Genomic DNA, 23,917 nt, shown 5'->3' on the forward strand with positions numbered 1-23,917 from the left:
CGGGCCGACGGCACCCGGCGAACGGGGTCCGACCCAGCATCGGACGCACCGCCGGTGCCTGCCTGTCCGATGCTCCATCCGGCCCAGACACCGGGCACCCGGCCCCCGCGAAGCCGACCGCCCGGCCCGCAGGGTGTCACCCCGATGCGCCACCACCTCCGCCGAGCCGCGCACCGCGTTCCGTGGCCGAAGCCGCCCTCACTCCAGGGCAGATAGGATCACCTGTCCCTTCCGCCAACTCATGCCTCAGGAGTCCCACCTTGACCCGCAACCCGGGCTTCCCCCTCTCCCGCCGCAGCCTCATACGCACCGGTGCCGGCGCCTCGCTCGCCGCGCTCGGGCTGGGGCTCGGCGCGCAGACCGCCTCGGCGGCGGTGGCCGCGACCAAGCGGTTCGACCTCACACAGCCGTCGTACGACCTGTTCCGTTCCAAGGACACGCACGGTGCGCGGGTACAGCAGAGCTTCGCCTTCGACTGGGTGAACAAGTTCCTGTTCGTGGCCACCAAGCGGAGCGGAAGCCCCGAGTCCGCCGGTGACCTGTGCATCAACAAGATGGACTTCGACGGGAACTACCTCTCGTACATGCACCTCAACGGCTTCGGTCACGGCGTCGCCTTCGCCGCGCTGCCGAGCGGCTCCGGCACCGAGCTGTGGGTCGAATGCGCCGCGAACGGCAACGGGTACGGCACCGCGCTCGCTCCCGTCCGCTACGCCGCCGACACCACCCTGGGCTCGCCGGCCGCCTCGGCCGCCTACCAGCCCATCTCCGGGGCCACCGAGTACACCTGCTCCGTCGACCCGGTCTACCAGCGCATGATCGTGCGCTACCACACCAGTGCCGGCAAGCGCATCGCCGTGTACCCCCTCTCTGCCTTCGAGACGCGCAACTTCGGCTCGCCGCTGGTCGACTTCAAGCAGCCGGCCATCTCCGGTACGGCGCAGGGCTACGCGCTCTACGGCTCGTACATGTACTACCTGACGGGCGACGCGTACCCCGAGCCCGGCACTCCCGTCGGTGACGGCAACACCTACGTCACCAGCGTCGACATCAACACGGGAGCCGTGAAGCAGGGCCCCGTCCTCACCAAGGCCGGCTCCACCCTCCACCACCGCGAGCCCGAGGGTCTGGCCGTCTACCGCACCGACGCGGGGGAGGCCCGCCTGTTCATCGGCTTCGCCACGGGCGAGGAAGGCGACCGGCGCTCCAGCATCTTCTACAAGAACGCGCTGATCTGATCCCACGCCGCAGCAGCCGCCGCCCGGCCGAGCCCGGGCGGCGCCGCCGGCAGAAGTCTGATCCGTGGTCAGCGACCGCGTGCGGTCGGGGAGCTGCCGATATCGCCTCCCTGCTTCGAGACCGCTGCCCTATGGTTGGCCGATGCGTACCCACCATGTCGACCGCCCAGCAGACCTCGACGTCGTCCGTGACTCCTACGACCGGGTGGCCGACAACTACGCCGACATGGTGCTGACGACGGGAGTCGGTGACATCCGTCGCCACCCATGGCTCAAGGCATCGATCGACGCCTTCGCCGACACGGTGAGCGAGCTCGGACCCGTCCTCGACGTCGGCTGCGGGCCCGGAACCGTGACCGCGTACCTCGCCGAACGCGGCCTGGACGTGTCCGGAGTCGATCTCTCACCCCGCATGATCGAGAACGCGCGCCGCCTTCATCCGCACTGCCGCTTCAGCGTCGCCTCCGCCACCGAGCTCGACCTGGGAGAAGCGTCACTCGGAGGCGTACTCGGGTGGTGGTCACTGTTCAACCTCCCGCGCGAGGTCCTTCCCCAGGTCCTCGCCGCGTTCAGGCGCGCCCTGAAACCGGGCGGCCACTTCATCACCGCGACACACGTCGGTGACGAAGACGTGGTGCGCACCGAGGCCTACGGAGGAGTGCCCGTTCGGTGGACCACCCACAAGTGGCGACCGGAACAGCTCAGGGACCTGATCGAGCAGGCCGGACTGCGCCCGGTGGCCGAACTCCGGCTCCCCGCAGACGAACACAGCGGGCCGGGCGTGGTCATCATGGCCGAACGCCCTGCCTAGAGGGTGTTCCTCTTCAACCGGACGACATGGCCGAGGGCCACACGCCGAACCACTGCGCGGCACCGTACTCCTCGAACCGCTCCACCTCGGTGAACCCCAGCTTCTCCGCGACGCGCATCGACCGGGCGTTGGCTGTCCGGGTGGTGACGACCACCGGCTCACCGGGCGCCGCGTCGGCGAACCATTCGAGTGCCGCCGCAGACGCCTCGACGGCATATCCGCGTCCCCACGCCGCCGGCAGGAACATGTAGCCGAGCTCGGCCTCGCCGGCATCGGGACGTACGTGACCCGGACGTTCCGCGCCGCGCGGATCGAGCGTGATCATGCCGATCATCGCTCCGTCGAGATCGACCACGAAGAGGCCAGGGCGCCGCCCGGGCACCTCAGGCATCGCCCGCTCGAGCTGATCACGCGCTTGAGAGCCGCCGACGTAGGTACCCACCTCCGGTGAGGCGAACAAGTCGACGAACGCCGCGCGGTCCCGGGCCTCGGACTCGCGGAGCACGAGCCGCTCGGTTCTGATCGGGGCAGGCGGCCAGGGGACGGGGCGCACCGTGATCTCGTCCGGCATGGAACGGCTCCTGATCCTCTCGGCCACACGGTCCGGTTCTTATGGCCTGTACCGGCAACGGCTTCTGACGTCGCCACACGTCGAGACGTCCTCCGACGAGATGCCGGTTGCCTGTGCCCGGAAAGTTCGGCGCGTCCGCATGCCGTACGCCTACGGGACGCCCGCTCGCCATCCGACACACCTCCGGCTGTCGTAGCGTCCTGCTGCGGTGACGCGGGAGAGCCGGGTTCCACTGTGTCGCGCGGCCGTATGCACCGAGTCCCGGCAAACGCTCGGTCGCACCACGTCATCCCGTGACCGATGAGGCACGGCGACGACGTACACCACCGGATCGCACCCCGGCCAAGGGCGCGAGCGACACTCCCACCGGAGAGGAATCACTGTGCGCAGACGATCCGTCCTCCTCGCCGCAGGAACCACCCTGACCGCCACGCTGGCCACACCGTTCAGCCGGGCCTTCGCCGCGGCGCCGGCGGTGCCCGTACTGGACCACCGGGTCGAACGGGTCTACGACGGGCAGTCGTACACCGATCTGTCCGCGAAGATCGCGAAGGTCCGGGGGCTCCCCTCGGGCACCATCCTGGCCACCTTCAGCACGACGAGCCGCAATCCGGCGATGACGCTGGTCAGCGCCTCGGACCGGACGAAGCCGGCCACGGACGTCACGGTCTGCGTCAGTGCGGGCAGGCTGCAGTTCTCCGTGCGTGACAACGGCGTCGTCAAGCAGAACCACCTCACGCGCACCATGTACGACGACGGCACGTTCCATACCGTCGCGATCACCGTCACCGGCAGCGGGACCACCTTCTACGCCGACGGCCGCCCCGTCCTCACCACGGGGCAGTCGAACTTCTTCGGGAGCGTTTCCCCGCTCACCGCGCTCAACATCGCCCGGAATCTCGACAGCGAGCATCCGGGCGGCGAGTCGTTCTACACCGGCACCATCAAGCGCGTCGCCGTCTACAACCGCGCGTTGTCGATGCAGGAGGTGGCCGCCGAGAGTGTGCGCGTCGACCTCGCCGACCTCGGCACGATCTCCTCGATCCTCAACTCCGGGACTCCGGCCGTCTGGCTGACGACGGGGGACAGCATCACCCACGGCGCGCTGTGGACCAACGGCTGGCGCAGCTACTCCGAACACTTCCAGGAGCGGGTGCGCTGGGAACTCGGCAGGCCGAAGAACAGCGACTTCGTCATCGACACCGGAGTCAGCGGCAGCACCACCAACGACCTGGTGGCGAAGTTCACCGAACGGGTCTCCGCGTTCGGGCCCAAGGTCGTGTCGATCATGCTGGGGACGAACGACGTCGCCACGGCCTCGACCGGCCCCGGCGTCTACCGGGCCAACCTGCGCAAGCTCGTGGCGAACGTCCGCGCACTGCCCGGCGGCGCCGTACCCCTGCTCCAGAGCCCCAATCCGGTCGACGTGGACCGGTGGCCCGACCACGCCGCCCTCGCCGACTACGTTCAGATCATGCGCGAGGTCGCGGCGGAGCTGAACGTCGTACTCATCGACCACCACGCGCATTGGCTGGCGACCAACGGCGGCACCGTGCCTCTCGGCCTCCTCGGCGACGGGCTGCACCCGGACCAGCGCGGCCACCTTCTGCTGGCCAAGAAGATGATCAGAGACCTGCGCGTCTTCGACCCCGCCAGCCGCGTGTGCGCGCTGACCATTCCGTAGGTATGAGGCCGCGCCCTGGACGGGGGTCGGACGAGGGGACGCTGATCACCGCCCGCCATACTGGGCGCGGCGGGACCTGAGAGGCGGCAGCAGTGAGTCAACAAGACGACCGGTACGACGTCGTGGTGGTCGGCGGCAGTGGTGTGGACACCGTCATCCGTGTCGACGCCCTGCCGGTCCCCCTCGCCGACTCGGTCCACGTCGGACCGATCGAGGAGTGGCCCGGGCACACCGGCGGGAACGTGGCCCTCGGAACGCGGGCCCTCGGCCTGCGGGTCGCCCTCCTGGACTGCGTGGGCGACGACTGGATCGGCACGCTCGTACGGCAGCGCATGGCCGAGGGCGACGTGGAGTTCCACCCGCTGACCTCGCCCGCCGGAACGCGGCGCGCCGTCAACCTCGTGGACGCGACCGGGCGCCGGATGTCCTTCTACGACGCCCGCGACCCGGCCGACCTGCGGATGCCGAGGGAGTTCTACCTGCCCAGGCTGCGCGGCGCGCGCCATGTCCACGTCTCCATCATGAACTTCGCGCGTTTCGTCCTCGACGACATCGAGGCGCTCCGCGTCCCCGTCTCCACCGATCTGCACGACTGGGACGGGCTGAACGACCATCACCGGGAGTTCGCGCTCCGCTCCGATCTCGTCTTCCTCAGCGCGGAGGGCGCGGGCGACGGCACGGCTGCGCTGATGCGGGAGATCCTGCGCGAGGGCCGCGCCCGGACCGTGGTCGCCACGGCGGGCGCGGAGGGCTCCCATGTCCTCACCCGGGACGGCGGCCCCACGCCTCGCCACGTTCCGGCGGTTCCCCCGCGCGCCCCCGTCGTGGACACGAACGGCGCCGGTGACGCGTACGTCAGCGGCTTCCTCTACGGCATGCTCGCCGGCCGGGACGTACTGGACTGCGCCCGCCTGGGCGCGGTGGCCGGAGCCCATGCCTGTACGGCGCCGGGCTCCACCGCGCTCATCACCCCCGAGGCCCTCCTGGCCACCGCCGTGAGCTGACCCCCGCCCGGTGGACGGCCCCGCGTCCGCCCACCGGGATCGGCCCGCCACGGCCGTACCGCTCCGGCGTCCGCGTCACGGCGCTCTGCCCGGACGCACCCCGCCGAGTGGCGGACGGGGTGGAGAGCCGTTGCGATGGGGATCATGAACGAGCGCACTGCCCGCTGGTGGGCCGAGCTGCCGCCCGCCGCGGGCGCGGCGGTGATGGCCGCGGGCATCATCTCGGTCGGCTTCCAGTTGACCGGCCACGAGGTGCTGTCGCGTACGCTGCTCGCCTTCGCCGGCGCACTGTGGCTGCTGCTCGCCTTCGACTTCGCCACCCGGTTGCTGCGCAGCCGGCGCCGCTGGGTCACCGAGGCCGACACACCGCCCGCGCTGACCGCCGTCGCCGCCACCACCGTGCTCGGGGTCCGGGTGGCTCTCCTCGGCTGGACCACACCGGCCGCGGTTCTCCTCGTGGTCTCGGCCGTGCTCTGGGCCGTGCTGCTCACGGCAGTCCTGCGGCACCTGCGGGCCGGCATGCCGGGCGGTGTCTTCCTGATCTGCGTGGCCACCGAAGCTCTGGCGGTCCTGGGCGCCGCCCTCACACCCTCGGCGGGCGACTGGCTCGCCCGTACGGCGCTGGTCTTCTTCCTCCTCGGACTGCTGCTGTATCTCGCCGCGCTGCTCCGCTTCGACTTCCGGCAGGTCGTCGAGGGGGCAGGCGACCAGTGGGTGGCCGGCGGGGCCATGGCCATCTCCGCCCTGGCGGGCTCCAAGCTCCTCGCCACCGGCGTATGGACGGGCGTCACCCACACCTCACTGCGGAACACCACCGTCTTCCTGCTCTCCGTCGACCTCGTCTGGTACGTCGTGCTGGTCGTCGGCGAACTGCTGCGGCCCCGCCTGGGCTACGACGTACGGCGCTGGGCCACCGTCTTCCCCATGGGCATGACGGCGACCGCCTGCCTGTCCACGTCGGCGGCCGCCGCCATCGTCTGGCTCGACGGCTTCGGGGAGGCCCTGCTGTGGATCGCCTCGGCCGCGTGGGTCGTCACCCTGGTGGGAACGATCCGCACGATTCCCCGAAGACGGCCCGCCGCCGCGCGAGGAGCCTAGGCGGCCCAGGGCTCCGTACGCCTCTCAGACCGCGAACGGCGGCAGCGCGGCGAACTCGGGGGCCACCCCGGCGCCCTCGGCGAGCGCGGTGAGGACGCTCCTGACCCGGGTCAGCGGGTGATCGGGGAACTCGGCGTCGTACCGCGCATGGTCGGCGGCGTGGAACGGCAGCCCACCGCGGACCTCCGGGGCGTAGGGATGGGCCCGGAAGAAGGCGTCCGGACCGACCTGGGCCATCACCATCGCCTCGCGCATCCCGGTCGTCCCGCGCTCGGGCGCCTGGATCTTCACCACCGTGCTGCACTCCGCCCGGGGAACGGTGAAACTGCCGATGAAGACCTGCCCATGGGCCTGCCCGGGCAGCGGCAGTTTCAGTATCTGCCGCAGCGCGGGCAGCCCGCCCAGCGACTTCACCGACGCCTCGATCAGCCCGCCGCCGGCGTCCGCGGTCAAGCGGGTCAGCGCGGCGCGCAACGACGGGCCGTCGTCCAGCGAGGCGGGCAGATCGGGGCGGAGCGCGAAGAAGTGCAGCGACAGCACGTCGCCCGCGTCACTGACCCAGACATCGGGTTCCACGAGTCGGAATCCCGGCAGTTCGACACCAACAAGAGCTCTCATGAGCGCAGATGATGGCGCATGTTTCCGGCCTTGGCGAAAAAAGCCGATCGTGGTCGGTCCGTGCCCGAGGAAGGAGGTGTCTACCGGAGGGACGCCTGGTACAGGGCGTCCGGGCCGATCGGCATGCCGGGCAGCGCCTGCGCGCCCAGCGGAGCCGCACCGCGCGGGGGAGCGGGTGTGCCGGCGAGGGCACCGTCCACGTGGGCGTACAGCGCGTCGGTGACGGGATCCGGCAGCGGACGGCCCTGGTCGTCGAAGCGCTGGTACTTCATCAGGTTGTAGCCGATGGCGACCTGGCGACGGCCGTCCTCGGTGGAGAGGGCCCAGGTACCGGCACCGAAGACGCCACCGTCGTGGCCCCAGTACCACCCACCGCTCGGCATCTCCAAGGTGTAGATGCCGAGGCCGTAGCGCATCTTCGCCTCCTCGCCCGGCGCGGTCTCGTAGGCGGGGACGGTGGTCTTCATCTCGCGCAGCTGCGCCGCGCCGAGCAGCCGGCCGCCGAGCAGCTTGCGGTAGAAGTCGTTGAGATCGCTCGTCGTCGAGACGAGAGCGCCGGCCGTGCCCGCCCACGACATGTCGACGACGCTGTAGTCGCGCGGCGGGTCGATCAGACCGAAGAACGACTCGTACATCCGCGCGTGCGGGCCCTTGATCGACGGCGAGCTCGGGAAGTACGTGTGGCGCAGCCCGGCCTTGCGGATGACGTTCCGGGCGATGTACGTCTCGGCCTTCTGGCCGGTCACGCGCTCCAGAAGCAGTCCGGCCAGGATGTAGTTGGTGTTGGAGTACGCATGCGTCCCGCGTGCGACGACGGGCGGCGCCGCGAGACCGAGGCGGACGAGCTCCTCGGGGGCGATGCGGCGCAGGCGGTTCTCGTCGAGGGCCTTGCCGGGGTTCTCGAGGATGCCGGGGAAGGCGGGCAGGACGTAGTCGGCTATGCCGCTGGTGTGGTTGAGCAGCATCCGAACGGTCACCAGCCGGCCCCGCTCGCCGGGGACGAGGTCGGGAACGTAGCGGCCGACGGGAGCGTCGAGGTCGATGCGGCCGGCCTCGGCCTGCTGGAGGAGGGCGACGGCCGTGAAGGTCTTGGTGATGCTGCCGACGCGGTGCTCGAAGTTCGGCTGCGTACGACGGCCGCTGTCGACGTCGGCGACGCCCGTGGCTCCCCGCCACTGCGCCGAGCCGTCGCGGACCGCCGAATAGGCCCCGTACATCCCGGCGTCGCGGAAGGCGTCGAGCGAGCCGCGCAGGGCCGCACGATCGAGACCGAGGCCGGTGCGAGCCGCCGCGGCGGCGGACGCGGCCGCGGGCGAGCCGGTCTCCGCGGCGACGGCGGACTGCGCCGGTAACGCCGGGGCGGAGAGTGCGATCAGGGTGGCCGCGGCGACGGCCGAGAGGCGGGCCCTGCGGGACGAGGACATGGACATGGGTGGAACCTGCTTCCCTCGGTGGATGCGGTCGTCCCATCCTTGTCGCGGTCGCCCGGCATGCCTTCCACCCACGGGAGGATCTTGCGCACAGGGAACCTGTGACATTTGTCAGGAGTCCCGTCCACGGCCCGGCGATGGCACACTGGCCGCTGATCGTCCCGAGGAGCCCCGCCGTGCCCATCATCCGCAACCTGAGGCGCACCGTCCGCCGTGCCTACCGCCGGACCGTCGACCTGAGCCACCCGGCGCGTTCGCCGCTGGGCAGTTCGGTGGTCAACTGCGTGCTGTACGAGGACGGTGCCCGGCAGCGCGGGGCCTGCCCCGCGGAGGAGGCGGTACGACGGGTCCGCAAGTCCGGCGACGGGTTCGTCTGGATCGGACTCCACGAGCCGTCCGACGAGGAGATCGCCGGGCTCGCCGAGCTGTTCGGGCTGCATCCGCTCGCCGTCGAGGACGCCGTGCACGCGCACCAGCGCCCCAAGCTGGAACGGTACGACGACACGCTCTTCGCCGTCTTCAAGACCGTCCGCTACGTGGAGCACGAGGAGCTCACCGCCACCAGCGAGGTCGTCGACACGGGCGAGCTCATGGTCTTCACCGGAGCGGATTTCGTCATCACCGTCCGCCACGGCCGGCACGGTTCCCTCGGCCCGCTGCGGGAGGCACTCGAAGCGGATCCCGAGCAACTGTCCAAGGGCCCCGCGGCCGTGCTGCACGCCATCGCCGACCATGTCGTGGACGACTACCTCGCGGTCGCCGACGCCGTGCAGAACGACATCGACGCCGTCGAGACGGCCGTCTTCAGCGAGCAGGCCTCCCGCGGCGACGCCGGCCGCGTCTACCAGCTCAAGCGGGAACTCCTCGAACTGAAGCGGGCCGTGGCCCCGCTCGACCGACCGCTGCAGGCCCTGGCGGCGCAGCCGCTGCCGCTGGTGACGCCGGACATCCAGCCGTACTTCCGTGACGTCGCCGACCACCTCTCGCGGATCACCGAACAGGTCACGTCCTTCGACGCCCTCCTCGACTCGATACTCCAGGCCCACCTGGCCCAGGTGACGGTCGCCCAGAACGAGGACATGCGCAAGATCACGGCATGGGCGGCGATCGTCGCCGTACCCACGATGGTCTGCGGTGTCTACGGCATGAACTTCGACCACATGCCCGAACTGCGCTGGACCTACGGCTATCCGCTCGTCATCGGCGCGATGGTCGTCACCTGCTTCCTCCTCCACCGCAGTTTCCGGCGCAACGGCTGGCTCTGACGCCCCCGGACGCCGCCCGGTGGCCAGGCCGGGGGCGTCATCGGGTGGACCGGCCGCGAGGCCGTCGCGTACGGTGGCGTCATGTCGAGCCCCGAGTCGGACAGACTCAGGCCACCGGTCCTCCGGTGGCCCGCCGAGTCGACCCGCTGAAGCACCGCGGCCCCTGAGGCCGTTCGCCGTGCTGGGCGTGAGCGTGACCGTGGCCACCGGACCGGCCGTCTCCCCTTCCCGCGCGTGACATCGCGCAGGCCCCACCGCATCCCCGTCCTGCGACGCGGGGTGCGGCTCACGCTGCTGCCCGGTTGTGGAGTCCCTCGATGCCCTTCGCTCTCTACCTGCTCGGACTGGCCGTCTTCGCCCAGGGAACCTCCGAGTTCATGCTCTCCGGCCTGTTGCCGGACATCGCCCAGGACCTGGGGGTCTCGATCCCCCTCGCGGGCTCGCTGACCTCCGCCTTCGCGGTCGGAATGATCGTGGGAGCGCCCCTGACCGCGCTCCTGGCGAGCCGCTGGTCGCGACGGACCGCCCTGACGGTCCTCCTCGGCACCTTCCTCCTCGTGCACGTGCTCGGCGCGCTCACCCCGGACTTCGGTGTCCTGCTCGCCGGCCGGGTGGTCGCGGCCCTGGCGAACGCCGGGTTCCTCGCGGTCGCCCTGGTCGCGGCCACCGACATGGTCGGCCCCGAGGCCAGAGGGCGGGCGACCGCCGTACTGCTCGGCGGCACCACCCTCGCCTGTGTCGTGGGCGTGCCCGGCGGAGCGCTGCTGGGTCACCTCTGGGGCTGGCGCACGGCTTTCTGGGCCGTCGCCCTGCTCTCCGTACCGGCCCTCGTCGCGATCGCCCGAGCGGTCCCGAACACAGGCCCCGGCCCCGCCGTCCGCGGCGCCCGGCCCGAACTGCGGCTGCTCCGCCGTCCCCGTCCGTTGGTGACGCTCCTGGTCTGCGCCCTCGCGAACGGCGCCATGTTCTGCGGATTCACCTACCTGGCACCGGTCGTCACCGATGTCACCGGCCTCGCCTCCGGCTGGGTCCCCGCCCTGCTCGCCCTGTTCGGCGCGGGCTCGTTCGCCGGAGTCGTGCTCGCGGGCCGCCTCGCCGACGCACGGCCCCTGGCGCTGGTGGCCGGCTGTGGCACGGGCGCGGCAGCCGGCTGGAGCCTGTTCGCGCTGACGGCCGGGAACGCGGCGGCCACGGTCGCGCTGGTCGTCCTGCTCGGCGCCCTGTCGTTCGCCCTCGGCTCCACCCTGATCACCCGCGCGCTCAGGGCCGCGGCAGCCGAAGCCCCGACCCTGGCCGGGGCGTTCGTGGTGTCCGCGCTCAACATCGGCGCCGCCGTCGGTCCGTGGCTCGGAGCCGCCGTCATCGGCGCCGGGCACGGCTATCGCGCGCCGCTGTGGACCAGCGCGCTGCTCACCGCCCTGGCGCTCGCCACCGCGGCGGCGGCGACCGTCGCCGGCGCCCGAGCGGCGCGCCGCCGTACGGCCACCGAGGAGCCCCCTGCGGTGCGCACCCCGACGTGAGCGTTCAGACCCGGGCGTTCAGAGCGGCCGTGTGGGCCCGAACCTGCTCGGGCGTCAGATAGGCGTCCGTGTGCTCGAAGTCGGCGAGCGTGCCGGACCGGGACGCCAGGAATCCCGTACGGACGAAGTCGTCCCCTGCCACGGCGTTGAGCAGCCAGTTCGTCATCACCCGCGTCTTGGCGACATTGGTCCGCAGCGCCGACCAGTGGTAGGCCCGGGCCACCGCCTGAGCGGGCATGCCGTGCAGTTCGATGCCGAGCGGCTTCGAGACGGCGTCCCGCCCGCCGAGGTCCACCACCAGGCCGAGATCCCGGTGGTGGTACGGGTACGCCTGCTCGCCGCGCAGGGCCGCGACGACGTTGTCGGCGACGTGCTTGCCCTGCCGCAGGGCGTGCTGGGCCGTCGGCGGGCAGATCGCGTCCTTCTCCTTCTTGGCCAGGTCCGGTACGGCCGCGGCGTCGCCGAGGGCGTACACACCGTCCACGCCGGGGACGACCATGTCGGGCCCGACCACGAGCCGGCCCCGGTTCGTCTCCGCGCCGAGCGTGGCGATGAGCGGACTGGCGGCGACACCCGCCGTCCAGATCAGGGTGCGGCTGGGCAGCACCCGCCCGTCGGTGAGGGTCACGGCCTCGGCGTCCACGGAGGCGACCGAGACCCCGAGGGAGACCTCGATCCCGCGCCGCCGCAGAATGTCCAGCGCCGCGCGGCCCAGCTTGTCGCCCAACTCGGGCATGAGCCTGGGCGCGAGGTCCACCAGGTGCCACTTGATCAGCTTGGGGTCGAGGCGCGGATAGCGCTTGACCGCGTTGTGGGTCAGCCGCTGCAGACAGGCGACCGTCTCGGTGCCCGCGTACCCGCCGCCCACCACCACGAAGCACAACCGCGCCGCACGCTCCGCCTCGTCGACGCCCGCGTCGGCGAGATCGAGCTGGGCGATCACGTGGTCACGGATGTAGACCGCCTCGGCGAGCGTCTTCATCCCGCGCGCGTGCTCCGGCAGGCCCGGGATGTCGAAGGTGCGGGTCACACTGCCGGGCGCGAGCACCAGATGGTCGTACGGCTCGTCGATCAGCTCACCCGTGATGGTCCGTACGACGCAGACCTTCGCCTTGGTGTCCACACCGATGGCGCCACCGGGGATGATCCGGGTCCGGTGACGCTCGCTGCGTCGCAGTGACAGCGCGACCGACTGGGGGGTCAGCACGCCCGCCGCCACCTGGGGGAGCAGCGGCAGATAGAGCTGGTACGAGAAGGGTGAGAGCAGCGAGATACGCGCCTCGCGGGCGGTCAGCCTGCGCTCGAGCCGCCGCACACAGGCGATCCCGGCGAAGCCTGAACCCACCACGAGAATCTTCGGTCGCGTCACGGTGCCCGCCTCCCGGATCGTCGGTCCTTGAGACCTCACTAACCCCTCGGGCCGATCGGAAACCCGTCCTGTCCGCCGAATGAGTGACAGCACATCGCGACATACCAGTTGGGAATCGGCCATAGTGTGGTAGAAGGGAAAGACTGGGCGGGAGTGTGAGAAACGGAGCCGACGGCCGTGGGGAGACCCGAGGACACAGACAGCACCGCGCACGAGGCGGTGTTCGGCGTCGCGGACTCCGTCGTTCTTCTCTTCGACGAGCGCGGAGCGGTGGTCGGGCGCCCCTACGCGGCCGAGCGGCTGCTCGGATACCCCGCGGCGGAGCTGGGCGGCCGAAGCGTCGACGCCCTGCTCGCGGGCGACGAGACCGCCAGGCTCCCCGGAATCCTCGAGACCGCGGTACGGGACGGCGGCTGGTCCGGCGTACTGCTCGCGCGTCACCGGGACGGCCGCGCCGTCGCCGTGGACGTCACCGTCCTGCCGCTGCCCGGCGACACCGGCCCGGCCCGCTGGCTCGTCGTCGCCGTGGGCGCGGCGCCGTCCCGGCAGTGGACCATGGGCCCCGCGCTCCTGGAGCGGATGGTGACCCAGATGCCCGTCGGCCTCTGCCTGGTCGACACCGAACTGCGCTGCGTGTGGTCGAACACGGCGCTCGAACACTTCGGCGGCGGAACGGTCGAGCAGCGCCGCGGCAAGCGCCTCGCGGAGATCCAGCCCGGGATCAACGCCGAGCTCGTCGAGTCGAAGATGCGCCAGGTGCTGACGACCGGCGAACCGGTCGTCGGATACGAGCACGTGGGCCGCACCCGCTCCCTTCCCGGCCGGGATCACGCCCACGCCATGTCCTTCGTCCGGCTCGACGACGACAACGGCCGTGCCCTCGGCGTCTGTTACGCGGTCGTCGACATCACCGACCGCTACCGGGCCCGCCTGCGCCTGGCCCTCATGGCCCGGGCCAGCGAGCGCATCGGCCGCAGCCTGGACGTCCTCGGCACCGCCCAGGACCTGGCCGACGTGGCGGTCCCCGGACTGGCCGACTTCGTCGCCGTCGACCTGCTGGACACCGTCCTCAGAGGCGCCGAGCCGTCCCCCGGGCCCACGGCCGGCGCCACCGCCGTACGACTGGTGCGCGCGGGCGTGCAGACGGTACGCCCCGGCGGGGTCAAGGTGCTCGTGGAGCCGGGGGAGCCCTGCGGCTATCTGCCGTCCTCGCCCCAGATCGGCTCGCTGGCCCACGGCCGTTCCTGGCGAGCGGCCCATCTGGACGCCTCGACACGGGAAGCGGGCCTGCCGCTGCCGATGGCGCGGCCCACGGGAGCGTCGGAGCCCACCGGGCCGAAGGAACCCACCGAGTTCGCGGAGCCCACCGAAGCGAAAGGGCCCACCGAGCCCTCGGAGGCCACCGAGTTCGCGGAGTCCACCGAGCCGGCGGCATCCACCGAGCCCGTGGATCCGGCGGGGCTGACGGAGGAGTCGGCCGCCGCCTACTCCGAACCGCACACGGCGATCGTCGTTCCGATCCTCTCCCGCGGCATCACCCTCGGCGTCGCCACGTTCTTCCGCACCCGTCGGGACGAGGCCTTCGACGAGGACGATCTGCGGCTCGCGGAGGAGATCGTCGCCCGCGCCGCCGTCTGCCTGGACAACGCCCGCCGCTACGCCCGCGAGCGCGCCGCCGCGCTCGTGCTCCAGCGCAGCCTCCTGCCGCACGGCGTACCGGTGCAGGAAGCCGTCCACGCGGCCTCCTTCTACCGGCCGGCCGACGAGCTGTCCGGTCTCGGCGGCGACTGGTTCGACGTCATCCTCCTGTCGGGCGCCAGGGTCGCCCTGGTCGTCGGAGAGGTCCTGGGCCATGGGATCGATGCCGCCGCCACCATGGGCCAGCTCCGCACCGCCGTACGGACCCTCGCCGATCTGGACCTCTCACCCGAGGAACTCCTGGCCCATCTCGACGACCTCGTCGTCCAGGTGACCCGGGAAGGGGCGGAGTCCGACCTCGGCCCGGCCAACCCCGCGGGTGTCGGAGCCAGTTGCCTCTACGCCGTCTATGATCCAGTCAGCCTGCGCTGCGAACTGGCGAGCGCCGGTCATCTCGCGCCTGCCGTCCTGGCGCCCGACGGGACCGTCACCTTCCCGGAACTCCCGCCCGGGCCGGCCCTCGGCGTCGGCGGACTCCCCTTCGAATCCGTCGAGCTGCCCCTGGCGGAGGGTACCGTCCTCGCCTTCTTCACCGACGGGCTGATCGCCGCGCCGGGGGCCGGCGTGGAAGGGCTCCGTCAGATCCTGGAATCCCGAGACCTGCCGCTCGACGAGCTCTGCCGCAGTGTCGTCGACGAACTGGCGCCCAGCAGGCCCTACACGGACGACGCGGCCCTCCTGCTCGTCAGGACCCGTGGTCTGGCGGCCGGACAGGTCGCCGTGTGGGAACTGCCCGCCGACCCGGCCGTCGTCGCCCGCGCCCGGGTGATGGCCGCCCGCCAGCTCGCGGCCTGGGGGCTGGAGGAGCTCGCCTTCACCACCGAACTGGTGGTCAGCGAACTCGTCACCAACGCCATCCGGCACGCCTCCGGACCCATCAGGCTGCGGCTGATCCTCGAACGCACCCTGATCTGCGAGGTCTTCGACGCCAGCAGCACCTCGCCGCACCTCCGTCACGCGCGCACCACCGACGAGGGCGGCCGCGGCCTCTTCCTGATCTCCCAGTTCACCCGGCGCTGGGGGACCCGCTACACGGCCGAGGGCAAGGTCATCTGGGCCGAACAGCCCCTGGACAGCGACAGCACGGCCCCGCCCACTCGACAGGCGCCCCCCGCACCGCCCACTGGACAGGACCAGGACCCCGCCACACCGCCCGCTCCACAGGACCCCGCCGAAGATCGTTAATGGATTGTCCGGTCCCCGAGCCGCGTGCCAGGGTGTGCTGCCGCGCCGGAGAGGCCGGCGGCGTCGAGAGGGAGACCGACCTGTGCGTGCGGGCACCGTGGACCACACAGCCGTGACGAGGCGGGGACCGGTGCGCGGCACGGTCGCCGACGGCCTGCGGATCACCCTGGGCGTCCCGTACGCCGCGCCTCCGTTCGGTGCCCGACGCTTCCAGGCGCCGCATCCCGCGGAGGCCTGGCACGAGGTTCGGGAGTGCACCCGTTTCGGCCCGGTCGCCCCGCAGTCGGCGGAGCTGCCCGGCTCCCCGGCCTGGCGCCCCGGCGACGAGGACGTCCTCACGCTCAACATCTGGGCACCGGCGGAGACTTCGGGGCCGCTTCCGGTGCTCTTCTGGATCCACGGCGGTGCCTACACCTTCGGCTCCTCCGCCCAGCCCGACTACGACGGCTCCGCCCTGGCCCACGCAGGCACCGTCGTGGTGACCTGCAACTACCGTCTCGGCTTCGAGGGCTTCGGGCACGTGCCCGGATTTCCCGACAACAGAGGACTGCTCGACCAGATCGCCGCGCTGGAGTGGGTGCGCGACAACATCGCGGCCTTCGGCGGCGACCCGGAGAACGTCACGGTGGCGGGGCAGTCCGCCGGCGGCGGCTCGATCGCCTCCCTGATGAGCAGCGCGCGGACCGACGGACTCTTCCGGCGCGCCATCATCCACAGTGTCCCCGACGCGTTCTTCCCGCCGGAGCTCGCCGAGCGCCTGGCCCGCGAGGTGGCCGAGGCCGCCGGTGTCGCCCCCACCGCCCACGGCCTGCTCGCCGCGACCCCGCGGGCCCTCGTCGAAGCCTCGGACCGGGTGGTGGCACGGTACGCCGGCGATCCCGCCTCCGGTTTCCTCCACTACGACACCGTCCTGTACGGCCCCGTCCTCGACGGCGTGCTGCTCACCAGGGACCCGGTGGAGGCCCCGGGGGCCGAGGGCGCGACCGGACTCGTCGACCTCCTCGTCTGCCACACCACCGAGGAGTACTGGCTGATGCACCAGGTGGGCAGCATGCCGCCGGTCACCACCGACGACGGCCTCGCCCGGTTCGCGACCGACTACGGCCTTCCCGCCGACCTCGTCGCCGCCTACCGTGCGCTCATGCCGGACGCGCCGGTACTCGACGTCTTCCTGGCCCTCGCGGGCGACGCGGTCTTCACCGTCCCCACGGTCCGCTTCGCCGAGGCCCACGCCCGGGCGGGCGGCCGCACGTTCCTGTCCCGCTTCGACCGCCGCCGTACCCGACCCGACGGCAGCCCGGTGCGCGCCTGGCACGCCGCCGACGTGCCCTTCGCCTTCGGCACCCTGGACGCCACCGGCGTCGACTTCCTGACCGGTGGCCCCGCCGACGCCGACGACCGCGCGCTGTCCCGGCGGATGGTCGACGCCTGGGCCGCCTTCGCGGCCGACGGAGACGCGGGGTGGGCCCCGCTCACCGCGTCCGCCGCGCCCACCGTCCACGTCTGGGACGTGCCCGACGACCGCACCGAGGGCGTGAGCGCCGCGCACGCCCTGTGGCACGGCGCACGGATGGCCCCGCCGTCGCTCCCGTAGAGCGCACGGGATAATCACCAGGCGCGGACGAAGCACCGCGCCGACGACAGAAGCACGCGACAGGCCGGCTGCCCCGCGGTGGAGCGGCAGGAGAGGGAGAACCCGATGGACGTCCAGCACTTCGAGCGGATCACCGCGTTCATCGAGGACCGCCTCCGGCCGCTGTTCGACCCCGAGAACGGCAGCGACCACGGATTCGGGATGGACGACACCTCCCGCGCGCTGCGGGCCCTGCTCAACGCCGTGAAGGCGGCCGCGGCGGTCAAGGGCCTCGCTGAACAGCGGGCGGCGGCCGACCCGGCGCTCCGCCACATCATCGACCAGGCCCTCGAACACAACTGGGACGTCCTGCGCGGGGTCGCTCGCAACTGGGAGGACCACCCCGACTTCGTCCGCGACTTCAAGCGCCATGCCTGGGAACTCGACGAGACCCCGACGGCCACCGCCTGACACCCGGCACGGGGCCCGACACGCCGTGGGCTCTGCCCCGGTCGGGTGAGTGCGGGGCTCACCCGACAGGCGTGGACCCGGACCGGGTACATATCGCCGCATTGCCGTCCCACCGTCGGAGGATGCCGCCCCATGCCTGTCAGGAACGTCCGCCCCGGCCCGCGCGCGCTGACCGCCGCGCTCTGCGCGACACTCGCGGTCATCGGCTACATGACGGTGTCGACGGAGGAAACCGCTCCGAGCCCCGCACCCGGCTCGCGCGCCGCGGCCAAGAACGCCGGCCCGGTGGCCCCGGAGAAATCGCCCGGGCCCGCCGGGACACCCACGCCGTCCGCGACCAAGGCGCGGGTCGGCCCGCCCGGCGTCGGACCGGAGACCCTGTCGCAGATCCCGGACGCCACACGGCAGGCGTTCGTGGTGACGGGCGGCTCCCTCGAGACCAGCAAGGCCACGGCGGTGCTCTACGAACGGGACGCGGCCGGGAAATGGCAGCGTACGGGCGGCCCCTGGCCCGCGCACAACGCCCTGCGCGGCTGGACGACCGACCACTGGGCCGGCGATCTGCGCACCCCGATCGGTGTGTTCAGGCTCGGTGACGCCGGCGGACGGCTGCCCGACCCCGGCTCGAAGCTGCCGTACGACCAGGACGAGCAGTTCGTCTCCCCGGGCACCGGCTTCCTCGGCGAACCCCTGGAGGGCTCATTCGACTACGTCGTCGCCATCGACTACAACCGCGTCCCCGGAACCACTCCGCTGAACAAGGAGCGCCCGATGGGCGAGGACCGGGGCGGAGGCGTCTGGGTCCACGTCGACCACGGCGGCCCCACCCAGGCCTGCATCTCCCTGACCCCCGAGGCCATGCGGCACCTCCTGCGCACCCTGGACCCCGCCAAGGAACCGGTCATCGTCATGGGGCCGGTCGCCGAGATCGGGCGGTGATCCCCCGGCGCCCCTGACCCGGCGTGCGGGTCCACCGACACGCGCTGACAGCCTTCTTCAGCGCCTGTCAGCGGGAAATCCGCACGCTGTCAGCGCGCCCGGGCATCGTCGTGGTCATCGAGAACGACGACACCCGATACGGAGAGCCCACCATGAACGCCGACACCACCGAGAAGTCCCCCACCGCCCTCGCCGAGTTCGTCGAGCGGACGGCCACCGAGCTCGGCATCCCCGGTGTCACCGTGGGCGTGTGGGCGGACGGCCGCGAGACCTTCGCGAACCACGGTGTGACCAGCCTCGACAACCCGCTCCCGGTCGATGAGGACACGCTCTTCCTGCTCGGCTCGGCGACCAAGACGTTCACGGCGACCGCGCTGATGAGGCTGGTGGCCGACGGCCGGGTGGAGCTGGACGCGCCGGTGCGCCGGTACGTTCCCGAACTCGTGCTCCTCGACGAGAAGGCGGCGGCCGAGATCACCGTCCTCCACCTGCTCAACCACACCTCCGGCCTCGACTGGAACATCGTCGTCGACACCGGGGACGGCGACGACGCCCTGACCGCCTTCGTGGCGAGGATGGCCGAGCTCCCGCTCATCGGCGAGCCCGGCGCCCGCGCCTCGTACAGCCAGGCCGGGTTCAATCTGCTCGGGCGGGTTCTGGAGAACGTCACGGGTCTGACGTACGAGCGGGCCGTCGCCTCGCTCCTGACGGAGCCGCTGGGACTGTCTCACAGCTTCTTCCACACCGCCGATGTCATGACCAGGCGGTTCGCCGTGGGCCACAACCCCGACGCGGACGGCGATCTCGCTGTCGCGAGGGAGTGGAAGCTCACCCGGGCCAACAACCCCGGCGGGGGTCTCGCCTCCTCGGCGTCGGACGTCCTCGCCTGGGCGCGGTTCCAGCTCGGCGACGGCCTCACGGAGAACGGCGAGAGGCTTCTGCCGGCCGAGCTGCTGCACGGGATGCGGGAGCAGACGGTCGAGCTGCGCGGCAGCAACCTCGGTGACGGCTTCGGCATCTGCTGGTTCCTGCGCGAGGTGGACGGGGTGCGCACGATCGAGCACGGAGGTTCGGTCAACGGCCAGTTCGTCGAGCTGCTGCTCGTGCCCGAGCGGAACTTCGCCGTCGTCGCCCTGTCCAATTCCGGTCCGGACGGGATCCCCTTCAACCGGACGGCCGTCCGCTGGGCCCTGGAGCACTACCTCGGCGTCGTCGACAAGGACCCGGTGCCGCTTCCGTACGACGAGGCGCGGGCCCGGGAGGTCGCCGGGGTGTACGAGAACGACGTCATGGTCCTCACCGTCGCCACCGACGGGGCGGAGCTGACGCTCGGGGCCGCGATCAAGCCGGAGATCCGTGGAGCGGCGGACTTCGAGATGCCCGCGGACTACGAGCCGGCCTCCATGGGCCTGCTGCCCGGCGACGGCGACGAGTTCATCGTGACCGCCGGGGGACTGGAAGGCCAGCGAGGGTTCTTCTCCCGCGACGCCCGTACCTCCGACGGTGCCCGCGACTCCCAGGACTCCCCTGATCCCCGCGACGCGGGCGGCACCATCGCCGGGATCGACCTCGGGGGGCGCCTCTTCAGCCGGGTCCCTGCCGCATCGGCATGACGGCCCACCCGGACGACCGGTCCCGCCCCCGAAGGGAGGGCGGGGCCGGTCGGCGTGGCGTCCGGTCAGCGATGCGCCAGCCAGGAGGCCGCCGGCAGGAGTCGGCTGTCGTAGTCGAAGAGAGCCTGGTTCTCCCAGCCGTTGCCCGACGAGGGATCGGCAGGGTCCCAGCCGTTCCCGGTCACGGCCGTCCAGGTGGGCTCCCAGTAGACGACCCCGAGGCCGCGGCCGTTCGGCACCGCCTCCACGACGCTCATCACGTCCCGCAGCCAGGCCGACTGGCCGGCCGGACTCGCGGCGTAGCCGGAGACCAGCTCGGCCGTGGTGTCGATGATGTTCTCGTGGGCGTCCTCGCTGTCCAGCCGGAAGGGGTAAGCGGTCTCGGCGACCATGACGTTCTTGCCGTAGCGGGCCGAGATGTCGTCCAGGTTGGCCTGGAGCGCGGACAGCGACCCGTGCCAGTAGCCGTAGAAGGACAGGGCGATCACGTCGTACGGGACGCCCTGCGCGGTCGCGTTGTCGAACCACCAGCGGTACAGGGCGTTGTCGCCGCCGTGGGCGAGGTGGAGCGCGACCCGGGTGGAGGCGGAGACGGCCTTGGTGGCGGAGACGCCCGCCTTCAGGAGGCCCGCCAGCTGCGACCAGTTGTCCGTCGAGCCCTCCGGCCACAGCATCCCGGTGTTGATCTCGTTCCCGATCTGCACCATGTCCGCCGTGGTGCCCTGCGCCTTCAGGGCGCTCAGGACGTCGTACGTGTGGTCGTACACGTCGGCCGTGAGCCGGCTGTACGAGTGGCCGGACCAGGCGGCGGGCTTGGTCTGGGCGCCGGGGTCGGCCCAGATGTCGGAGTAGTGGAAGTCGACCAGCAGCTTCATGCCCTGTGACGTGATGCGCCGGGCCGTCGCCAGGACGCGGGCCTTGCCGTTGTAGCCGTCGGCCGGGTCCACCCACACCTTGAGCCGCCCGTAGGTGGCGCCCGCGGACTTCAGGATCGCCACCGGGTCCCCGGCCGTTCCCGCGCTCGTACGGTACGCACCGCCGAGGTCCTCGCTCTTCTTCAGCGAGGAGATGTCGACGCCCTTGACGGTCAGTCCCGTCGAGCCCGGGGTGAAGGCGAGGTCGTCGACGTTGAGCCACTGTCCCGCCGAAGCCCGGGAGCTGACGCCGATCGTGCACCGGCCGCCGGTCACCTTCACCGAGGTGACCAGACGTATCCAGGCTCCGTCCGGGGTGGGTGGCAGGTCGGTGCGCTGCTCGGCGGAGCCGCAGTCGCGCAGGGCGAGATAGGCGGAGCTCTGGCCGCCGCTGGAGCGCACCCAGGCGCTCAGGGTGTAATTCCCGTCGGTCAGCCCGGAGAGGTACTGGTACGTCTCGACCTGGTAGGCGGTCGCGGCCCAGTGGCTCAGCCGGTAGCTGCCGCTGTGCCCGCCGGCCTCCGTGAACGAGGCCGCGTTCTGGCCGGTCGCGGAGGAGGTGGACCAGCCGGCGGGGGAGGCGGTTCCGGTGCCGCCGGCCTCGAAACCGGTGTTGGAGAGGGCGGTGGCCGCCCGGGCGGGTGCCGCGGGCAGCGCGGTGAGGAGCAGGGCGCCGAGCGCGGAGGCCACGGCCACCTTCAGGCGTGTACCTGACAGGAGAGCCCGCAGGGTGCGGGGAACGGCGTGCATCGTCGGTGTCCCTTCGACGGTGGAGGGAGGGAAGGTGCTGCGGTGGTGCCGTTCACCCGGGGGCGCGCGTGCGGGACGCCCGCCCCCGGGGAGTCATGAGGGACGGTCAGGCGTCGAGCCGTACGACGCGGACCGAGCCCGCCGGGGAGGAGAGGTGACCGGAGACGCGCTCGCCGCCGAGGAGTTCGGTGCCGGGGGAGCACAGCGGCACCTTCGCGTCGTGCGCGGTGTGGTTGAGGACGAAGAGGTACTCGCCGCCCTCGCCGGAGCGGCGTACGACCTCGACGTCACGGGGGAGGTCGCCGCGGGGCGCGAGGGAGGCGTCCTCGCAGGCCGCGCCCAGGATCGTGCCCAGCGAGCCCGCGTCGAGCCGGGTGGAGACGTACCAGGCGGTGCCCCTGCCCAGGCGGTGACGCGTGACGGCGGGGCGCCCGGCGGCCGGCCCGTCGGCGTACGTCCACACCGCCCGGGCGCCACGCTCCACCACGAACTCGGTCCAGACGTCACCGGTCAGCGTCGCCCCGTCCGGGCCCGTGACGGTCACCGTCTCGCCCTCACCGAGCGGGGACCACTCCTCCACGCCCAGACCGAGCACGTCCCGCAGGGCACCGGGGTACCCGCCCTCGTGCACGGCGTCGTGCTCGTCGACGATCCCGGAGAAGTAGGAGACGACCAGCGTGCCGCCGTTCTCGACGTACTCCTTGAGATTGCGCCCCGCCGCCTCGGTGGTCAGATAGAGCGCGGGGACCACGACCAGCGGGTAGGCGGAGAGATCCCCCTCCGGATGGGCGAAGTCGACGGTCAGATGCCGGTCGTAGAGCGTCTCGTAGAAGCTGTCGGCGCGCTCGCGCGCGTCGTGGTCCTGCGTCGGCCGCCACTCCAGGCCCTGCGCCCACCAGGACTCCCAGTCCCACACCATCGCGACGTCCGGGACGGTACGGGTGCCACGCAGGGCCGCCAGCGCGTCGAGGCCGGCGCCGAGCCCGACCACCTCGCGCCAGACCCGGGAGTCGGTGCCGGCGTGCGGCACCATCGCGGAGTGGAACTTCTCGGCACCGCGCCGGGACTGGCGCCACTGGAAGAACATCGCCCCCTCGGATCCGCGGGCCACATGGGCGAGGGAGTTGCGGGCCATCTCGCCGGGGCGCTTGGCGGGGTTGCGGGGCTGCCAGTTGACCCCGGACGTGGCGTGTTCCAGGAGCAGCCAGGGCGCGCCGCCCGCGACGGAGCGGGTGAGGTCGGCGGCCATGGCGAGGTTGACGTGGGTACGGCGGCCGTCGGTGATCAGATAGTGGTCGTTGGTGACGAGGTCGACCTCGCGGCCCCAGGCCCAGTAGTCGACGGAGTCGCACTGGCTCAGCGCCGTCATGAAGTTCGTGGTCACCGGGACGCTCGGCGAGAGGCGGTGCAGGATGTCCCGTTCCATGCGGAAGTTCTCGCGCATGGTGGCGTCGGCGAAGCGGCGATGGTCGAGTTGCTGCGCCGGATTGCCCACGGTGGGGGTCAGGCGCGGCGGGTCGATCTGCTCGTACGAGGTGTAGTGCTGGCCCCAGAAGGCGGTGCCCCACGCCTCGTTGACGGCCTCGACCGAGCCGTACCGGGTGGCGAGCCAGCGGCGGAAGTGGGCGGCGCAGTTCTCGCAGTAACAGGCGCTGACCGGGACCCCGTACTCGTTGTGCACGTGCCAGAGGGCGAGCGCGGGGTGGGCGCCGTACCGCTCGGCGAGTTTCGTGGTGATCCCGGCCGCCGCCGCCCGGTACGCCGGTGAGCTGTGGCAGATGGCGCCGCGCGAGCCGAAGGCGTACCGCACGCCCTCGCGGCCGACCGGCAGCGCGTCGGGGTGGGCGCGGTAGAACCATGCGGGCGGCGCCACCGTGGGTGTCCCCAGGGCCACCCGGATGCCGTTCTCGTGCAGCAGGCCGAGGACCCTGTCGAGCCAGCCGAAGTCGTACGCGCCCGGTTCGGGTTCGAGCAGGGCCCAGGAGAAGATCCCGACGCTGACCATGGTGACGCCGGCCTCGCGCATCAGCCGGACGTCCTCCTGCCAGACGCTTTCCGGCCACTGCTCGGGGTTGTAGTCCCCGCCGAAAGCGAGGCGGCGCAGGCCTCGGGGAGCGGTGTCCGGCATGGGTCTCTCCTGAACGTCGAACGCAACTGTCTGGGAAC

Annotated in this window: 18 protein-coding genes; 12 read left to right on the top strand and 6 right to left on the bottom strand. The window is 71.9% G+C overall.

Annotated elements, in window-relative coordinates; translation table 11 throughout:
- Positions 1-260 precede the first annotated feature (260 nt).
- Both M5362_RS02365 and M5362_RS02370 read left to right on the top strand, forming a co-directional pair.
- Positions 261-1,238 (top strand): teichoic acid biosynthesis protein C, encoded by a 978-nt coding sequence (locus M5362_RS02365; protein WP_260225551.1) that lies wholly within the window; start codon positions 261-263, stop codon positions 1,236-1,238.
- 142 nt (positions 1,239-1,380) lie between these two features.
- Positions 1,381-2,049 carry a class I SAM-dependent methyltransferase gene (locus M5362_RS02370; protein WP_260225552.1) on the top strand — a complete coding sequence of 223 codons (669 nt, stop codon included), beginning with the start codon at positions 1,381-1,383 and terminating at the stop codon, positions 2,047-2,049.
- 13 nt (positions 2,050-2,062) lie between these two features.
- Here the strand turns inward: M5362_RS02370 and M5362_RS02375 are convergent, their stop codons facing one another.
- Entirely contained in the window at positions 2,063-2,620 is a 558-nt protein-coding gene (locus M5362_RS02375; protein ID WP_260225553.1) for a GNAT family N-acetyltransferase, read from the bottom strand.
- 382 nt (positions 2,621-3,002) lie between these two features.
- Between M5362_RS02375 and M5362_RS02380 the strand changes: the two genes are divergently transcribed.
- From M5362_RS02380 to M5362_RS02390, 3 genes are all read left to right on the top strand, one after another.
- The gene (locus tag M5362_RS02380; RefSeq protein ID WP_260225554.1) at positions 3,003-4,304 is read left to right on the top strand and encodes a GDSL-type esterase/lipase family protein; all 1,302 of its coding nucleotides are present in this window, start codon (positions 3,003-3,005) and stop codon (positions 4,302-4,304) included.
- A 92-nt stretch (positions 4,305-4,396) separates the two neighbouring features.
- The gene (locus tag M5362_RS02385) at positions 4,397-5,308 is read left to right on the top strand and encodes a PfkB family carbohydrate kinase (protein ID WP_260225555.1); all 912 of its coding nucleotides are present in this window, start codon (positions 4,397-4,399) and stop codon (positions 5,306-5,308) included.
- A 144-nt stretch (positions 5,309-5,452) separates the two neighbouring features.
- Positions 5,453-6,406, top strand: coding sequence for a tellurite resistance/C4-dicarboxylate transporter family protein (locus tag M5362_RS02390; RefSeq protein WP_260225556.1), 954 nt, complete (start codon positions 5,453-5,455; stop codon positions 6,404-6,406).
- 24 nt (positions 6,407-6,430) lie between these two features.
- Here the strand turns inward: M5362_RS02390 and M5362_RS02395 are convergent, their stop codons facing one another.
- Positions 6,431-7,024, bottom strand: coding sequence for a hypothetical protein (locus M5362_RS02395; RefSeq protein WP_260225557.1), 594 nt, complete (start codon positions 7,022-7,024; stop codon positions 6,431-6,433).
- Positions 7,025-7,104: 80 nt separating this feature from the next.
- Positions 7,105-8,454: a serine hydrolase domain-containing protein gene (locus tag M5362_RS02400; RefSeq protein ID WP_374214389.1), complete on the bottom strand. Its 1,350-nt coding sequence runs from the start codon at positions 8,452-8,454 to the stop codon at positions 7,105-7,107.
- 176 nt (positions 8,455-8,630) lie between these two features.
- On the opposite strand from M5362_RS02400, the gene corA reads away from it, so the two are divergent.
- Both corA and M5362_RS02410 read left to right on the top strand, forming a co-directional pair.
- Positions 8,631-9,719 carry a magnesium/cobalt transporter CorA gene (gene corA, locus M5362_RS02405; protein WP_260225558.1) on the top strand — a complete coding sequence of 363 codons (1,089 nt, stop codon included), beginning with the start codon at positions 8,631-8,633 and terminating at the stop codon, positions 9,717-9,719.
- 317 nt (positions 9,720-10,036) lie between these two features.
- Entirely contained in the window at positions 10,037-11,239 is a 1,203-nt protein-coding gene (locus M5362_RS02410) for a Cmx/CmrA family chloramphenicol efflux MFS transporter (protein WP_260225559.1), read from the top strand.
- A 4-nt stretch (positions 11,240-11,243) separates the two neighbouring features.
- On the opposite strand, the gene M5362_RS02415 is transcribed toward M5362_RS02410, so the two are convergent.
- On the bottom strand, positions 11,244-12,608 hold the full coding sequence (locus M5362_RS02415) for an NAD(P)/FAD-dependent oxidoreductase (RefSeq protein WP_260225560.1): 1,365 nt from the start codon (positions 12,606-12,608) through the stop codon (positions 11,244-11,246).
- A gap of 177 nt (positions 12,609-12,785) precedes the next feature.
- On the opposite strand from M5362_RS02415, the gene M5362_RS02420 reads away from it, so the two are divergent.
- The 5 genes from M5362_RS02420 to M5362_RS02440 all read left to right on the top strand — a co-directional run bounded on the left by M5362_RS02420 (position 12,786) and on the right by M5362_RS02440 (position 20,087).
- Complete coding sequence (locus tag M5362_RS02420; RefSeq protein ID WP_260225562.1) at positions 12,786-15,491, top strand: SpoIIE family protein phosphatase; 2,706 nt, start codon at positions 12,786-12,788, stop codon at positions 15,489-15,491.
- Positions 15,492-15,603: 112 nt separating this feature from the next.
- Complete coding sequence (locus M5362_RS02425; RefSeq protein WP_260225563.1) at positions 15,604-17,085, top strand: carboxylesterase/lipase family protein; 1,482 nt, start codon at positions 15,604-15,606, stop codon at positions 17,083-17,085.
- A gap of 105 nt (positions 17,086-17,190) precedes the next feature.
- Positions 17,191-17,535 carry a hypothetical protein gene (locus M5362_RS02430; protein ID WP_260225564.1) on the top strand — a complete coding sequence of 115 codons (345 nt, stop codon included), beginning with the start codon at positions 17,191-17,193 and terminating at the stop codon, positions 17,533-17,535.
- Between the two features lie 132 nt (positions 17,536-17,667).
- Positions 17,668-18,474 carry a L,D-transpeptidase family protein gene (locus M5362_RS02435; protein WP_260225565.1) on the top strand — a complete coding sequence of 269 codons (807 nt, stop codon included), beginning with the start codon at positions 17,668-17,670 and terminating at the stop codon, positions 18,472-18,474.
- 152 nt (positions 18,475-18,626) lie between these two features.
- Positions 18,627-20,087, top strand: coding sequence for a serine hydrolase (locus M5362_RS02440; protein WP_260225566.1), 1,461 nt, complete (start codon positions 18,627-18,629; stop codon positions 20,085-20,087).
- Between the two features lie 65 nt (positions 20,088-20,152).
- Here the strand turns inward: M5362_RS02440 and M5362_RS02445 are convergent, their stop codons facing one another.
- The gene (locus M5362_RS02445; RefSeq protein WP_260225567.1) at positions 20,153-21,751 is read right to left on the bottom strand and encodes an arabinogalactan endo-1,4-beta-galactosidase; all 1,599 of its coding nucleotides are present in this window, start codon (positions 21,749-21,751) and stop codon (positions 20,153-20,155) included.
- A gap of 106 nt (positions 21,752-21,857) precedes the next feature.
- Positions 21,858-23,879, bottom strand: a complete 2,022-nt coding sequence (locus M5362_RS02450) for a beta-galactosidase (protein WP_260225568.1) — start codon at positions 23,877-23,879, stop codon at positions 21,858-21,860.
- Between the last annotated feature and the right edge of the window lie 38 nt (positions 23,880-23,917).

The organism is Streptomyces sp. Je 1-79 (assembly GCF_025195125.1).
GTDB lineage: Bacteria > Actinomycetota > Actinomycetes > Streptomycetales > Streptomycetaceae > Streptomyces.